This is a genomic window from Streptomyces sp. NBC_01294, assembly GCF_035917235.1.
Classification (GTDB): domain Bacteria; phylum Actinomycetota; class Actinomycetes; order Streptomycetales; family Streptomycetaceae; genus Streptomyces; species Streptomyces caledonius.
Window position 1 is genome coordinate 4,871,274 of sequence record NZ_CP108423.1, and the last position, 15,072, is coordinate 4,886,345.

At 73.6% G+C, this 15,072-nt stretch carries 12 protein-coding genes; 8 read left to right on the forward strand and 4 right to left on the reverse strand.

What is annotated here, in order from left to right; all coding sequences use genetic code 11:
* Positions 1–15: 15 nt before the first annotated feature.
* Positions 16–1,236 carry an acetyl-CoA C-acetyltransferase gene (locus OG534_RS22110; protein ID WP_326590044.1) on the reverse strand — a complete coding sequence of 407 codons (1,221 nt, stop codon included), beginning with the start codon at positions 1,234–1,236 and terminating at the stop codon, positions 16–18.
* Between the two features lie 206 nt (positions 1,237–1,442).
* Positions 1,443–2,477: an SGNH/GDSL hydrolase family protein gene (locus OG534_RS22115; RefSeq protein ID WP_326590045.1), complete on the reverse strand. Its 1,035-nt coding sequence runs from the start codon at positions 2,475–2,477 to the stop codon at positions 1,443–1,445.
* Positions 2,478–2,605: 128 nt separating this feature from the next.
* On the opposite strand from OG534_RS22115, the gene OG534_RS22120 reads away from it, so the two are divergent.
* Positions 2,606–3,988 carry a cystathionine beta-synthase gene (locus tag OG534_RS22120; RefSeq protein ID WP_326593756.1) on the forward strand — a complete coding sequence of 461 codons (1,383 nt, stop codon included), beginning with the start codon at positions 2,606–2,608 and terminating at the stop codon, positions 3,986–3,988.
* A gap of 434 nt (positions 3,989–4,422) precedes the next feature.
* Here OG534_RS22120 and OG534_RS22125 read toward each other — a convergent pair whose 3' ends face one another.
* Positions 4,423–4,815 carry a hypothetical protein gene (locus OG534_RS22125; RefSeq protein ID WP_326590046.1) on the reverse strand — a complete coding sequence of 131 codons (393 nt, stop codon included), beginning with the start codon at positions 4,813–4,815 and terminating at the stop codon, positions 4,423–4,425.
* 140 nt (positions 4,816–4,955) lie between these two features.
* On the opposite strand from OG534_RS22125, the gene OG534_RS22130 reads away from it, so the two are divergent.
* Positions 4,956–5,798, forward strand: coding sequence for a MurR/RpiR family transcriptional regulator (locus OG534_RS22130; RefSeq protein WP_326590047.1), 843 nt, complete (start codon positions 4,956–4,958; stop codon positions 5,796–5,798).
* 163 nt (positions 5,799–5,961) lie between these two features.
* Here OG534_RS22130 and OG534_RS22135 read toward each other — a convergent pair whose 3' ends face one another.
* On the reverse strand, positions 5,962–7,317 hold the full coding sequence (locus OG534_RS22135) for a diaminopimelate decarboxylase (RefSeq protein ID WP_326590048.1): 1,356 nt from the start codon (positions 7,315–7,317) through the stop codon (positions 5,962–5,964).
* Between the two features lie 105 nt (positions 7,318–7,422).
* On the opposite strand from OG534_RS22135, the gene hutU reads away from it, so the two are divergent.
* The 6 genes from hutU (at position 7,423) to OG534_RS22165 (ending at position 15,056) form a co-directional block, all read left to right on the forward strand.
* Complete coding sequence (gene hutU, locus OG534_RS22140; RefSeq protein WP_326590049.1) at positions 7,423–9,087, forward strand: urocanate hydratase; 1,665 nt, start codon at positions 7,423–7,425, stop codon at positions 9,085–9,087.
* Positions 9,088–9,281: 194 nt separating this feature from the next.
* Positions 9,282–10,472 carry an allantoate amidohydrolase gene (locus tag OG534_RS22145; protein WP_326593757.1) on the forward strand — a complete coding sequence of 397 codons (1,191 nt, stop codon included), beginning with the start codon at positions 9,282–9,284 and terminating at the stop codon, positions 10,470–10,472.
* On the forward strand, positions 10,469–11,812 hold the full coding sequence (locus OG534_RS22150) for a formimidoylglutamate deiminase (protein ID WP_326590050.1): 1,344 nt from the start codon (positions 10,469–10,471) through the stop codon (positions 11,810–11,812). Before OG534_RS22145 ends, OG534_RS22150 begins: the two co-directional genes overlap by 4 nt.
* A gap of 195 nt (positions 11,813–12,007) precedes the next feature.
* Positions 12,008–13,183, forward strand: coding sequence for an imidazolonepropionase (hutI, locus tag OG534_RS22155; protein WP_326590052.1), 1,176 nt, complete (start codon positions 12,008–12,010; stop codon positions 13,181–13,183).
* A 113-nt stretch (positions 13,184–13,296) separates the two neighbouring features.
* Positions 13,297–13,974 carry an LPXTG cell wall anchor domain-containing protein gene (locus OG534_RS22160; protein ID WP_326590054.1) on the forward strand — a complete coding sequence of 226 codons (678 nt, stop codon included), beginning with the start codon at positions 13,297–13,299 and terminating at the stop codon, positions 13,972–13,974.
* 17 nt (positions 13,975–13,991) lie between these two features.
* Complete coding sequence (locus OG534_RS22165) at positions 13,992–15,056, forward strand: hypothetical protein (RefSeq protein ID WP_326590055.1); 1,065 nt, start codon at positions 13,992–13,994, stop codon at positions 15,054–15,056.
* The last annotated feature ends 16 nt before the right edge of the window (positions 15,057–15,072 follow it).

Below are 15,072 nucleotides of genomic sequence, written 5' to 3' on the forward strand. Positions count from 1 at the left end.
ACCCTCCGCTACCGCTCAGCTCAGCCGCTCGATGACCATGGCCATGCCCTGTCCGCCGCCCACGCACATCGTCTCGAGACCGAACTGCTTGTCGTGGAACTGCAGGCTGTTGATCAGAGTGCCGGTGATGCGGGCACCGGTCATCCCGAAGGGGTGACCGACGGCGATGGCCCCGCCGTTGACGTTCAGCTTGTCGAGGGGGATCTCCAGGTCCCGGTACGACGGGATGACCTGGGCCGCGAAGGCCTCGTTGATCTCGAACAGGTCGATGTCGCCGACCGTCAGGCCGGCCCGCTTCAGGGCCTGCTTCGACGCCTCGACCGGGCCCAGGCCCATGATCTCGGGGGACAGGCCGGTGACGCCGGTGGAGACGATCCGGGCCAGCGGGGTCAGGCCCAGCTCGCGGGCCTTGGTGTCGCTCATGATGACCAGCGCCGCGGCGCCGTCGTTGAGCGGGCAGCAGTTGGCGGCGGTGACCAGGCCGTCGGGGCGGAAGACGGGCTTGAGGCCCTGCACGCCCTCCAGGGTCACGCCGGCGCGCGGGCCGTCGTCGGTGGAGACGACCGTGCCGTCCGGGGTGGTGACCGGGGTGATCTCGCGGGCCCAGAAGCCGTTCTTGATGGCTTCCTCGGCCAGGTTCTGCGAGCGGACGCCGAACTCGTCCATGTCCTGGCGGGTCACGCCCTTGAGGCGGGCCAGGTTCTCCGCGGTCTGGCCCATCGAGATGTACGCGTCGGGGACGAGGCCGTCCTCGCGCGGGTCGCGCCAGGACGAGCCCTCGCTCTCGGCGACGGCGGCCGTACGGGCCTCCGCGTCGCCGAAGAGCGGGTTGTGGGTGTCCGGCCAGGAGTCCGAGTTGCCCCTCGCGAAGCGCGACACCGTCTCCACGCCCGCGGAGATGAAGACGTCGCCCTCGCCCGCCTTGATGGCGTGCAGGGCCATCCGGGAGGTCTGCAGCGAGGAGGAGCAGTAGCGGGTGATGGTCGTGCCCGGGAGGAAGTCCATGCCCATCTGCACGGCCACGATGCGGGCCAGGTTGTTGCCCTGCTCGCCGCCCGGCAGGCCGCAGCCCAGCATCAGGTCGTCGATCTCGCGCGGGTCCAGCCCGGGGACCTTGGCGAGGGCGGCCTGGATGATCGTCGCGGTCAGGTCGTCCGGGCGGACGTCCTTGAGGGATCCCTTGAAGGCGCGCCCGATGGGAGAGCGGGCGGTGGAAACGATGACGGCTTCGGGCATCGGGACTCCAAGGGTGTGTTGCGGCTCTAAGCGGGACCGCATGCGAAGTTACCGCCCCGTACGGTCCAGGTCACCGGCCGTGCGGTGTGATGCCGGTCGCTCCTGCGGCCCGCACCGCGGCGCCGCCGCCCCGTTCCAGTCTGCTCCGGCAGGGGCCCGGGCGGGGGCGGGACCCCTCCCGATACGGCCCGCCGGCCCGCCGGACCTCACACGGAGTCGGGCGCGGCGGTCGTGCCTCCCGAGGGGGCGCCGGCCGTGTGGGCCGGATCCGTGGCCGGGACCCGCCGCCGGCGGCGGTGCTTGAGGAGCACCCAGGGGCCGCGGACCGCCGTGACCTCCGTACCCGCCTGGCCCGCGGCGGCGGACGCGGCCTTCGCCACCGGGAGCATGTCCTCGTCCCGGGACACGTCCAGCCGGTCGGACTCGGGCCACAGGCCGAGCGCCGCGCACACGGTCGGCAGCATGGCCATGGCGGCGGTCGCGTACCCCTCCGCCGACGGGTGGTAGGAGTCCGGGCCGAACATCTCGCGCGGGTTGGCGGCGAACTCGGGGCCCAGCAGGTCACCCATGGAGACCGTACGGGCGCCCAGCGCGACCACTCCTATGGTCTGCGCGGCGGCCAGCTGGCGCGAGACGCGGCGCGCCACCCAGCGCAGCGGCTGGTAGACCGGCTCGATGGTGCCGAGGTCCGGGCAGGTGCCCACGACGACCTCGGCGCCCGCCAGGCGCAGCCGCCGCACGGCCGAGGTGAGGCACCGCACCGAGTGGGTCGGCGGCATCCGGCGGGTCACGTCGTTCGCGCCGATCATGATCACGCACACGTCCGGGGCCGGTGCGTCGCCGTTCAGCAGCAGGCCGACCTGCCGGTCCAGGTCGTCCGACATGGCCCCCGACAGGGCCACGTTGCGCAGCTCCACGGGCCGCTCCGCCACCGCGGCCAGCCCGGAGGCCAGCAGGGCCGCCGGCGTCTGCCGGGCCCGCCGCACGCCGAGCCCGGCAGCCGTGGAATCGCCCAGCATGCCCAGGCGCAGCGGGCCCGGGCTCTGCTCCGGTCCGCCGAACTCGCTCCCGTACAGTCCGTCGGCGCGCGGCGGATCAGGCAGCCCGGACCCCACCGTGCGCTTGGCGAACTGGACCTCCGCCAGCACCAGCCCCACCGCGGCGGCCCCGACCAGTCCGAGTCCGCCCCCGCCGTACGCTGCCCCCGCCGCGATCCGGCGGGCCGTTCTCGCCCTGGACACTCTTCAGGCCACCTCCTCGGTCCTCATTGACCCCTACCTGCCCCGTACGGACGGTCGGCCAATCCCTTTCGGCATACTCTGGCCGGACCTCCCGGAGAACCCGTGGAGTCCCCTCCTTGGAGAACATGGTGCAATTCCACGACTCGATGATCAGCCTCGTCGGCAACACCCCGCTGGTGAAGCTCAACCGTGTGACCGAAGGCCTGCAGGCCACCGTCCTTGCGAAGGTCGAGTACTTCAATCCCGGTGGGTCCGTGAAGGACCGGATCGCCGTACGGATGATCGAGGCCGCCGAGCAGAGCGGAGCCCTCAAGCCCGGCGGCACCATCGTGGAGCCGACCAGCGGCAACACGGGTGTAGGACTCGCCATCGTGGCCCAGCAGAAGGGCTACAAGTGCATCTTCGTCTGCCCTGACAAGGTGTCCATGGACAAGATCAACGTGATGCGCGCGTACGGCGCCGAGGTCGTGGTCTGCCCGACCGCCGTCGACCCCGAGCACCCGGACTCGTACTACAACGTGTCCGACCGCCTCGCGCGCGAGCCCGGCGCTTGGAAGCCCGACCAGTACAGCAACCCGAACAACCCCCGTTCGCACTACGAGACCACCGGCCCCGAGCTGTGGGACCAGACGGACGGGAAGATCACCCACTTCGTCGCGGGCGTCGGCACCGGCGGCACGATCTCCGGCACCGGCAACTACCTCAAGGAGGTCAGCGGCGGGAAGGTCAAGGTCATCGGCGCCGACCCCGAGGGCTCGGTCTACTCCGGCGGCTCCGGGCGTCCGTACCTCGTCGAAGGTGTCGGCGAGGACTTCTGGCCGACCGCCTACGACCCGAACGTCACCGACGAGATCATCGCGGTGTCCGACAAGGACTCGTTCCAGATGACCCGCCGCCTCGCCAAGGAGGAGGGCCTGCTCGTCGGCGGCTCCTGCGGCATGGCCGTCGTCGCCGCGCTCAAGGCCGCCGAGGGCCTCGGCCCGGACGACGTCGTCGTCGTCCTGCTGCCGGACAGCGGCCGCGGCTACCTCAGCAAGATCTTCAGCGACGAGTGGATGGCGGGACACGGCTTCCTGGAGGAGGCCGGCCCCGCCGCGCGCATCGGTGACGTGCTGAACGACAAGGAGGGCGGCATCCCCTCCCTCGTCCACATGCACCCCGAGGAGACCGTCGGCGAGGCCATCGAGGTCCTGCGCGAGTACGGCGTCTCGCAGATGCCGATCGTCAAGCCGGGCGCCGGTCACCCGGACGTGATGGCCGCCGAGGTCATCGGCTCCGTGGTCGAGAAGGAGCTGCTGGCGGCGCTGTTCGCCCAGCGGGCCTCCCTGACCGACCCGCTGGAGAAGCACATGAGCTCGCCGCTGCCGCAGGTCGGCTCCGGCGAGCCGGTGTCCGAGCTGATGGCGGTGCTCGGCGAGGCGGACGCGGCCATCGTGCTGGTCGAGGGCAAGCCGACCGGTGTGGTGAGCCGTCAGGACCTGCTGGCGTTCCTGGCGAAGACCGCCAAGTAGTCCCCACGGGGCCGCGCGAGGCCTTCGCACAATCGGTACGGGCCCGACACGTGACGGCAGCACCCGCTTAACAAGGCTCCGGCACAGTGGTGGTTGTCGGCAGGGAGATCCGGGAGACCGGAACCCGGCCGGCACCACCGAACGGCGTCTGCGCACCTCCGGAGCGGCTCCCGGACCGCGCGGCCGCCACGGACGCGGACGGCCCTGACCCGGCCGTGTCCTTCGCGGGGACCGCCGTTGTCCCGCCCCTCGGGCAACCGAGGGTGCGGCGGTCCCCGCCAAACCTTTTTCCGGGCCATCTCCAGCCCCGCCGGCGTTTGAGGCGCGGGGTCCGGGGCGGGGCCCCGATCTTGAAGCCCCGCCGGCGTTTGAGGCGCGTGGGCTCGGGGGCAGCGCCCCCGCAACGGCGCCGCACCCGGACGCGCAACCCGGATTCAGTCCAGGGGTTTCGGCCGACCGCGCCGGAGGCGACTGGCGTGGATGAAGTTCACGCCCACGATCCCCGCCCACGCCACCAGCAGCCCCTCCAGATCCGCATGCGCCGCGGCAATGGCCGACAGCGGGATCGCCAGGACCAGGGTGATGATCGCGAAGCCGAAGCGTTCGCCGAAGTTCCCGTCCACCCCCGGCACCCCCGCCGCGGCCGGGCTCCGCGCGTCGCCGCGCGCCGCGGACAGGCGTTCCTCCGCGAGCCGGCGCCGGACCTGTGTGTCGACCTTCTCGACGAACGAGTCCACCAGCGCGGACTCGTACTCCGGACCCAGCTCCCGCCGGGCGTCCAGCGTCGCGTCGAGTTCCTTCTTCAGCTCTTGGGCGTGGGCGTCCATGCCCCCACCGTAGGAACGGCCGCCCGCCCGGGCACTGGGGCTAGCCCCCGTATCCGGATCGCGGGCACGGCTTGCCCCACTGCATAACTGAATGCAGAGTGCTCCGTGACTGAATATCTCACCGGGACGGAGGGGACGGCATGAGTGACAGCCCGGCGGCGCGGCTGCAGAAGCTGTTCGAGGGGCACCGGCTGACGCCGACCCAGCGGCGGATCGCGCACTGCATGGTGCGCGGGGCGGCGGAGGTGCCGTTCCTGTCGAGCGTGGAGCTCGCCGAACTGGCCGGGGTCAGCCAGCCGTCGGTGACCCGGTTCGCCGTGGCGCTCGGCTTCGACGGCTATCCCGCGCTGCGCCGCCACCTGCGCGAGGTGGCCCCCGCCGAGCGGGCCGACGCCGCGCAGGAGGACGCGCACAACGAGTACCAGCAGGCCGTCCTCGGCGAGATCGAGAACCTGCGCCGGCTCGCGGAGATGCTCGCCGATCCCGCGCCGGTCCAGGAGGCGGGGCGGCTGCTCGCCGCCTCCACCCCGCTGCCGGTGCTCGGGCTGCGGGCGGCGTCCTCGCAGGCGCGCGGGTTCGCGTACTTCGCTGCGAAGGTGCACCCGGACGTACGCCTCCTCGACGAGGGCGGCTCGATGCTGGACGACCGCATCGACGCGGCCCGCTCCGAGGGGGCCACGGCGCTGCTGTGCTTCGCGCTGCCGCGCCACCCGCGGGAGGTCGTGGACACCCTGGAGCGCGCCCGGGGGGACGGCCTGACCGTGGTGACGGTCGCGGACTCGGCGTTCGCGCCGGTGGCCGGCCACTCGGACCTGCTGATTCCGGCGCCGGTGGGGACCGGGCTGGCCTTTGACACTGCGTGTGCGCCGATGTTGTTGGGGCGGGTGCTGCTGGAGGCGATGGCGGATGCGTTGCCTGACGCGCAGGCCCGTCTGGAGGCCTTCGACGCCAGGGCCGCCGCGAGGGGGCTGTTCGTGGAGTAGCCGCCTCAATCGCCGGCGGGGCTGGATTGGCCGGGCGAGGCTGTATTTCAGCCCCTCCGGCGTTTGAGGAGCGGGGTCTGGGGCGGAGCCCCAGGTCTTGGGCCGCGCCGGGCAGATCCAGCCCCGCCGGCGATTGAGGCGCGGGTCTGGGCGGAGCCCAGGGCTAGAGCAGGGCGTCCCCCAGCGCGCCGCCCGCCTCCGCCACGATCGCGGACAGCGACTGCGCCGGCCTGGCGAGGCGGAAGCGGACCTCGCCCCCCGGGCCCACGGTGAAGCCGTGGACCGCCGGCCGGGGCAGGCTGTTGTAGCCGTAGTGGGCCGTGAAGAAGTACGCGCCGGTGTCCGGGACACCGATCAGGTCGCCGGGGGCCAGCCGCGGCAGCTCACGGCCCACCGCCAGCAGATCCCCCGCGAAGCACGCCGGCCCCGCGACGTCCTGCGCCACCACGTCGCCGGTCTTCGCCGCGCCCTTCGCGTCGTACGCCAGGATCCGCACCGGCCAGGCCGCCGGCGCGTACGCGGTGCGGGTCGCCAGCTGGACCCCGGCGTGGGTGAGCGCGATCGGCCGGGATCCGCTGGTCTTGGTGTACTCGACCCGGGCCAGGACCAGCCCGTGCTTGGCCAGCAGGGCCCGGCCGAACTCGGTGACCAGGCCGTACGAGCCGTCGAAGAGCGCGGGGACCGCCTCGCGCAGGGCCGTCACGTACTGCGCGAACGTCGGCGTCTCCTCGTCCGAGGCGAAGTTGACCGGCAGGCCGCCGCCGATGTCGAGGGTGTCGACCTGTCGGCGCCCGGCCGCCGCGTTGATCTCCTCGGCGAGCGCGTGCAGTTCCCGTACGCCTTGCGCGATCAGGGCGAGCGGGACGCCCTGCGAGCCCGAGTGGATGTGCAGGCGGGTCAGCCACGGCCGGTCCAGGTAGGCCCGTACGAGCCATGCGCGCGCGCCCGGATCACGCAGGGCCACCCCGAACTTCGAGGTCGCCGTCGCGGTGGACAGCGCGTCGATGGCCCCCGCGCCGGTCTGCGGGTTGATCCGCAGGCCGATCGGCGCCGTGGTCGGCGCCGCGGCGAGCAGCGCGTCGAGGCGCTCCAGCTCCTGCGGGTTGTCGGCGTTGACGGCGATGCCCAGCGCCAGGGCCTCGCGCAGTTCGGCCGCCGTCTTGGCGGGGGAGTCCAGGACGGTCCGCCCGGCGGGGACCCCCGCCGCCCGGGCCAGTGCCAGCTCGCCGGGGCTGGCCACCTCGCAGCCGAGGCCGGCGTCGGCGAGCAGCCGCAGCACCGGGACGAGCGGGGCCGCCTTCACGGCGAAGGCGTGCAGGACGGGGGTGCCGGGGGCCAGTACGCCCGCGAAGGCGCTGGTCAGGGCGGCGGCGGAGGCCCGGATCCCGGCGGTGTCCAGGAGGCAGGTCAGGGGCTCCGCGGCGTCGGCCCCGCCCACGAGGCCCTGCTCGACCGCGGCCCGTACGGCCCGGTCCCGGCGCGCCGCGGCGTCCTCGCCCACATCCGTGTGTGCAGCCATGTGGACCATCCCATCATTCGACGGGGCCGACCGCAGCTGTTGACTGAATCTATTCAGGGGGCGAGGATGTGAATGGATTGACCAACATCGGAGGAGGCACCCGCCATGTCAGGACCCCGCCCCGTACGTGCCGCGCGAGGCACCGAGCTCAGCACCCTGGGATGGCAGCAGGAGGCCGCGCTGCGGATGCTCCAGAACAACCTCGACCCCGAGGTCGCCGAGCACCCCGACAAGCTCGTCGTCTACGGCGGCACCGGCAAGGCCGCCCGCGACTGGCGCTCGTACGACGCGATGGTCCGCACCCTGCAGACCCTCAAGCAGGACGAGACGATGCTGGTCCAGTCCGGCCGCCCGGTCGGGGTGATGCAGACCCACGAGTGGGCGCCGCGCGTCCTGCTCGCCAACTCCAACCTGGTCGGCGACTGGGCCAACTGGGAGGAGTTCCGCCGCCTGGAGCAGCTGGGCCTGACCATGTACGGCCAGATGACCGCCGGTTCGTGGATCTACATCGGCACCCAGGGCATCCTCCAGGGCACCTATGAGACCTTCGCGGCCGTCGCCGCGAAGAAGTTCAACGGCACCCTCGCCGGCACCATCACCCTCACCGCCGGCCTCGGCGGCATGGGCGGCGCCCAGCCGCTCGCCGTGACGATGAACGACGGCGTCGCGATCTGCATCGACGTCGACCCGCGCGCCATCGAGCGCCGCATCGAGCACCGCTACCTGGACGTGAAGGCCGACAGCCTCCAGCACGCGCTGCAGCTGGCCGTCGAGGCCCGCGACGCCCGCAAGCCGCTCTCCATCGGCCTGCTCGGCAACGCCGCCGACCTGCTCCCGCAGATGCTGGCCGAGGGCGCCCCGATCGACATCGTCACCGACCAGACCAGCGCCCACGACCCGCTGGCCTACCTGCCGACCGGCGTCGACTTCGACGACATGGCCTCCTACGCCGCCAAGGACCCGGCCGGCTTCACCGTCCGCGCCCGCGAGTCGATGGCCAAGCACGTCGAGGCCATGGTCGGCTTCATGGACGCCGGCGCCGAGGTCTTCGACTACGGCAACTCCATCCGCGGCGAGGCCCAGCTGGCCGGCTACGACCGCGCCTTCGCCTTCCCCGGCTTCGTCCCCGCCTACATCCGGCCGCTGTTCTGCGAGGGCAAGGGCCCCTTCCGCTGGGCCGCCCTGTCCGGCGAGGCCTCCGACATCCACAAGACCGACAAGGCACTGCTGGAGCTCTTCCCGGAGAACGAGTCCCTGCACCGCTGGATCAAGATGGCGGGCGAGCGCGTCCACTTCCAGGGCCTGCCCGCGCGCATCTGCTGGCTCGGCTACGGCGAGCGCGACAAGGCCGGCGAGCGCTTCAACGAGATGGTCGCCGACGGCACCCTCGCCGCCCCGCTCGTCATCGGCCGCGACCACCTCGACTGCGGCTCGGTGGCCTCCCCGTACCGCGAGACCGAGGCCATGCTCGACGGCTCCGACGCCATCGCCGACTGGCCGCTGCTCAACGCCATGGTCAACGTCGCCTCGGGCGCCTCCTGGGTCTCCATCCACCACGGCGGCGGCGTCGGCATGGGCCGCTCCATCCACGCGGGCCAGGTCACCGTCGCCGACGGCACCCCCCTCGCGGGCGAGAAGATCCGCCGCGTCCTCACCAACGACCCGGGCATGGGCGTCATCCGCCACGTCGACGCCGGCTACGACATCGCCGAGTCGGTCGCCGACGAGCGCGGCGTCCGCATCCCGATGCGCGAGGGCGACGACGCGTGAGCGAGGCAGACTTCCCGGGCGCGGGGGGCTCCGGGCCGGCAGCGGCGCCGCTGCCGGGGGCTCTGCCCCCGGACCCCCGGGCCTCAAACGCCGGCGGGGCCGAAGTGGTGAGCCCGGCCTCCGGCCAGGGCGGCCCCGGCGAAGCCGTGGGCCTGCCGGGCGGGTCCGGGGGCGCAGCCCCGTCGTTCCACGCCATGTGGGCGGACCTCGCACCCATCGGCCGCAACGCCGACACCGGCGGGTACCGCCGGTACGCCTGGAGTGGGGCCGACGCCGACTGCCGGACCTGGTTCCAGGAGCAGGCCGAGGCGCGCGGGCTGACGTACGAGACCGACCGCAACGGCAACCAGTGGGCCTGGCTCGGCGACCCCCTCGCGGGGGACGCCGTGGTCACCGGCTCGCACCTGGACTCCGTCCCTGACGGCGGGGCCTTCGACGGCCCCCTCGGGGTGGTGTCCTCCTTCGCGGCCCTGGACGAACTCCGCCGGAGGGGCGCGGAGTTCGCCAGGCCACTTGCCATCACCAACTTCGGTGACGAGGAAGGGGCCCGCTTCGGGCTCGCCTGCGTCGGCTCCCGGCTCGCCGCCGGGCAGCTGACCAAGGAGAAGGCGTACGAGCTGCGCGACGCCGACGGCATCGGCCTGCCGCAGGCCATGGAGGCCGCCGGATACGACCCCGGGGCCATCGGGGCCGACCCCGAACGGCTCGCCCGCATCGGCGCCTTCGTCGAACTCCACGTGGAACAGGGCCGGGCCCTGGACCTGTCCGGGGACCGGGTCGGCATCGCCTCCGCGATCTGGCCGCACGGCCGCTGGCGGTTCGACTTCCGCGGCGAGGCCAACCATGCCGGCACCACCCGGCTGGTCGACCGCCGCGACCCGATGCTCACCTACGCGGCGACCGTCCTGGCGGCCCGCACCGAGGCGGCCCTCGCCGGAGCCGTCGCCACCTTCGGGAAGGTCTCGGTCGAACCCAACGGGGTCAACGCCATCCCCTCCCTCGTGCGCGGCTGGCTCGACTCCCGGGCCGCCGACCAGGCCACCCTCGACACGGTCGTCACCGCCATCGAGAAGGCCGCCCGCGAGCGGGCCGACCAGGACGGCATCGACCTCGGCATCGTCCGGGAGTCCTTCACCCCGGTCGTCGAGTTCGAGCACGCCCTGCGCGACGAGATGAACCGGATCCTGGGCGGGGCCGTCCCCGTCCTCGGCACCGGGGCGGGACACGACGCCGGGATCCTCTCCGCCGCCGTCCCGACCGCGATGCTGTTCGTACGGAACCCGACCGGCGTCTCCCACTCCCCGCGGGAGTTCGCCGCCGAGGACGACTGCGTGGCCGGAGTGCTGGCCCTCGCCGACGTACTGGAAGGACTCGCGTGCAGGTGACTGCGCACAAGACGTACTGGCTGGAGCACGCCTGGCTCGGCACCCACACCGAGCCGGGCGTCGCCCTGGAGGTCACGGCCGACGGGCGGATCGGGGCGCTGCGCACCGGCGTGGACACCCCGCCCCCCGGCGCGGAGGTCCTGCGCGGCCTGACGCTGCCGGGCCTCGCCAACGCGCACAGCCACGCCTTCCACCGGGCCCTGCGCTCCACGGTCCAGGTCGGCTCCGGCACCTTCTGGACCTGGCGCGACCTCATGTACAAGGTCGCCCAGAACCTCACCCCCGACCGCTACTTCGCGCTCGCCCGCGCGGTGTACGCCGAGATGGCGCTGGCCGGCATCACGAACGTCGGCGAGTTCCACTACGTCCACCACGCCCCCGGCGGCGCCCCGTACGCCGACCCGAACGCCATGGGCGAGGCCCTGATCGAGGCCGCCGCCGCGGCCGGCATCAGGATCACCCTCCTCGACACCGCCTACCTCTCCTCCGGCTTCGGAGAGGCCCCGAGCCCGCACCAGCAGCGCTTCTCCGACGGCACGGCCGACGCCTGGGCCGAGCGGGTCTCCGGGCTGAAGCCCCGCGAGCACGCGCTGATCGGCGCCGCGATCCACTCGGTCCGCGCCGTGCCCGCCGACCAGCTGGCCACCGTCGCCCGCTGGGCCGAGGAGAGCCGGGCGCCCCTGCACGTCCACCTTTCCGAGCAGACCGCCGAGAACGACGCGTGCCAGGCCGCCCACGGCCGCACCCCGACCCAGCTCCTCGCCGACCACGGCGTGCTGGGCCCGCGCACCACCGGCGTCCACAACACGCACCTCACCGACGCGGACATCGCCCTGCTCGGCGGGACCACCACCGGCACCTGCATGTGTCCCACCACCGAACGCGACCTCGCGGACGGCATCGGCCCGGCGGTCCGCCTCCAGCACGCGGGCAGCCCGCTCTCCCTCGGCAGTGACAGCCACGCCGTGATCGACCTGCTCGAAGAGGCCCGGGCGATGGAGCTGAACGAGCGCCTGAGCAGCCGCACCCGCGGCCACTGGACGGCGAACGCCCTGCTCACCGCCGCGACCGCCGACGGCCACGCGGCCCTGGGCCGGCCCGACGCGGGCCGCCTGGAGCCGGGCGCGCTCGCGGACTTCACCACGATCGCGCTGGACTCCGTACGCACGGCGGGGGCGCCGGCGCGCCTCGGCGCCGAGACGGCGGTGTTCGCCGCTACGGCGTCGGACGTCCGCCACACGGTGGTCGGCGGCCGCCACGTGGTCCGCGACGGTCACCACACCCTGGTCGGGGACGTCCCGACGGCCCTGTCCGAGTCCATCGCAGCCCTGCGCGCCTGACCGCGGCGCCTGCGGCGGGCCTTTCCCCCACCCCGCCCCTTCCCGTAACCGGGCTCTGCCCGGGCCCGGTCCTCAAACGCCGGACGGGCTGAAGAACTCAGCCCCGCCGGCGTTTGAGGCGCGGGGTCCGGGGCGGAGCCCCGGTTTCGGGAAGGGGCGGGGTGGGGGACAAGCAAGCCTTGAGAGGAACCCCCCATGACCACCACGGCCATCACCAACATCGGCAGCCTCGTCACCAACGACCCCGCCCTCGGAAGGGGCCTGCTCGGCCTGGTCGAGAACGCGACGGTGGTCATCGACGGTGACCGCATCGCCTGGGTCGGCCCCGCCGACAAGGCTCCGGCCGCCGACACCGCGTACGACGCGGCCGGCCGCGCCGTCATCCCCGGCTTCGTCGACTCCCACTCGCACCTCGTCTTCGCCGGCGACCGCACCGCCGAGTTCAACGCCCGGATGTCCGGCCGCAGCTACTCCGCCGGCGGCATCCGCACCACCGTCGCCGCCACCCGCGCCGCCTCCGACGACGAGCTGGAGGCCAACCTGCTGCGCCACCTCCACGAGGCCCGGCGCCAGGGCACCACCACCTTCGAGACCAAGTCGGGCTACGGCCTGACCGTCGCCGACGAGGCCCGCGCGCTGCGCATCGCCGCCGCGCACACCGAGGAGGTCACCTACCTCGGCGCGCACATCGTCTCCCCGGACTATGCCGAGGACCCGGCCGGCTACGTCGACCTCGTCACCGGCGAGATGCTGGCGGCCTGCGCCCCGTACGCCCGCTGGGTCGACGTCTTCTGCGAGAAGGGCGCCTTCGACGGCGACCAGGCCCGCGCGATCCTCACCGCCGGCGCCGCCGCCGGCCTGATCCCGCGCGTCCACGCCAACCAACTCTCGTACGGCCCCGGCGTCCAGCTCGCCGTCGAGCTGGAAGCGGCCTCCGCCGACCACTGCACCCACCTCACCGACGCCGACGTGGACGCCCTCGCCCAGGCCGCCTCGACCACGGTCGCCACCCTGCTGCCCGGCGCCGAGTTCTCCACCCGCGCCCAGTGGCCGGACGCACGGCGCCTGATCGACGCGGGCGCGACCGTCGCCCTGTCCACGGACTGCAACCCCGGCTCCTCCTACACGAGCTCCATGCCCTTCTGCATCGCGCTCGCCGTCCGCGACATGGGGATGACCCCCGACGAGGCCCTCTGGGCGGCCACCGCCGGCGGCGCCCGCGCGCTGCGCCGCGACGACATCGGCGTCCTGGCCCCCGGAGCCCGCGGCGACCTGGCCCTGCTGGACGCCCCGAGCCACGTCCACCTCGCCTACCGCCCGGGCGTTCCGCTCGTTTCGGCCGTCTGGCAGCGGGGCCGCCGGGTGTACTGACGAACAGTCAATCCGGGGCTGTCCTTTGTCTTCCCTCCGTAAGACCCCGGGCGTACCTTGAGCCACCAATCTGATGTGTCGTCAGTTATTTGTGGCCCGAGGGGAAGACGAAGGTGTCCGACCGGAAACGCTCCACCGCGCTCGCGCTGGCCTCCGCGCTGGCCGGATCGGCGGTCCTGCTGGCCGCCCCCGCAGCCCGTGCCGCCGTCGTCGACGTGGCCTACGACTGCAAGACCCCCATCGGGGACAAGTCGGCGGTATCGCCCATCGACATCAAGGCCGTCAAGGACGGCGACGCGTACAAGCTGACGATGTCCTTCCAGAAGGGCGTCTCCTCCAGCCCCATCGAACTCGGCAAGGGCGCGATGAGCCCCAGCGCCGTCATCCTCGTCGGCGGCGCGGAGAAGGTGTCCGTACCGGTCTCCGGTCCGCCCAACCCCGAGGCCGCGCCCGCCGACACACCCATCAAGATCACCGACCTCTCGGGCACCTACACGCCCAAGAAGAGCGGCAAGGTCACCTTCACCGCCGGTGTGCTCACCATCAAGGCCATGGGCACCACGACCACCTGCACCCCCGGCAACAACCCGGGGCCCTCGCTGGAACTGGACGTGACGGCCCCCGGCGGCGGCGGTGCGCAGTCCGGCGGCGACACCACGGAGGGCACCCTCCCGCAGACCGGACCCAACGACTCCGCCCTCGCCCTCGGCACCCTCGGCGGCACCGTGCTGCTCTCCGGCGCCGCCGGCGTGCTCTGGCTGACCCGGCGCGGCCAGCGGGCCCGGTCCTGAACGGAGCACCCCCGGCCATGCCCGTGCTCCACACCCTCAAGCGCGCCGGCGTGCTCCTGCTCGCCGCCGCCGCGCTGTACGCGACCCCCGCGCACCCCGCGGCCGCCGACGAACCGGGCTGGACCGCCGAGCCCGCCGCCGGAGCGGACACCACCCGCCCCGGCGGCGGCCCGTACCCCACGCGCCCGTACTTCTACATGGCGGGCGCCCCCGGCACCGTGCTGGAGGACCGCCTCGCCCTGTCCAACACCAGCGACCAGGAGCGCACCGTCACCCTGCGCGGGGCCGACGCCTACAACACCGCCGACGGCGCCTTCGCGGTCCGCCCCGGCCCGAACGCCACCGGCTCCGGCTCCACGGGCCCGGACTCCGAGGGCCCGGTCTCCACCGGCGCGGGCGCCTGGATCAGCTTCGGATCCGGCGCCACCGTGAAGATCCCGCCCCGCACCCGCGCGGTGGTCCCCTTCACCGTCACCGTGCCGCCCGCGTCCCCGCCCGGGGACCACCCGGCCGCCGTGGTCGCCACCGAGGCCGGCCGCGAGGCGGGAGTGCGGGTCCACCTGCGGGTCAGCGGCCCCACCCTGGCCGCCCTCACCGTGGAGGACGTCGCCGTACGCGGCGAGGGCGCGGCCGCGGTGGTCGCGTACACCCTGGTCAACCGCGGCAACGTCACCCTCGCCCCCGAGCTGGAGATCCGCGCCGAGGGCCGGTTCGGAGACGTCCCGGGCCGCGGTTCCCGCGCCCTGCCGGTCGAACTGCTCCCGGGCCGGCGGGTCGAGTTGACCGAACCCTGGCCCGGAGCGCCGGTCCTCGACCGGGTCCGCGTCACGGTCACCGTCACCGCCCCCGGCGGCGCCCGGGCGACCGGGACGGCCTCCGCCTGGTTCGTGCCGTGGCGGGCGGCCGGCTGGACCGGCCTCGGCCTGCTCGCCCTCGGCGGGACCACGTCGGCCGCGCTGTTCCTCGTACGCGGCCGCCGCACCCGGCCGCGGCCGGCGGACGGCGTGACCCGCGGCGAGGCGCCCGAGGAGCGCGGTCCGCGCCCTGCACCGGAACACGAACTGACAGGAGCCTCCAGGTGAGCGCCCAGGTGAGCGA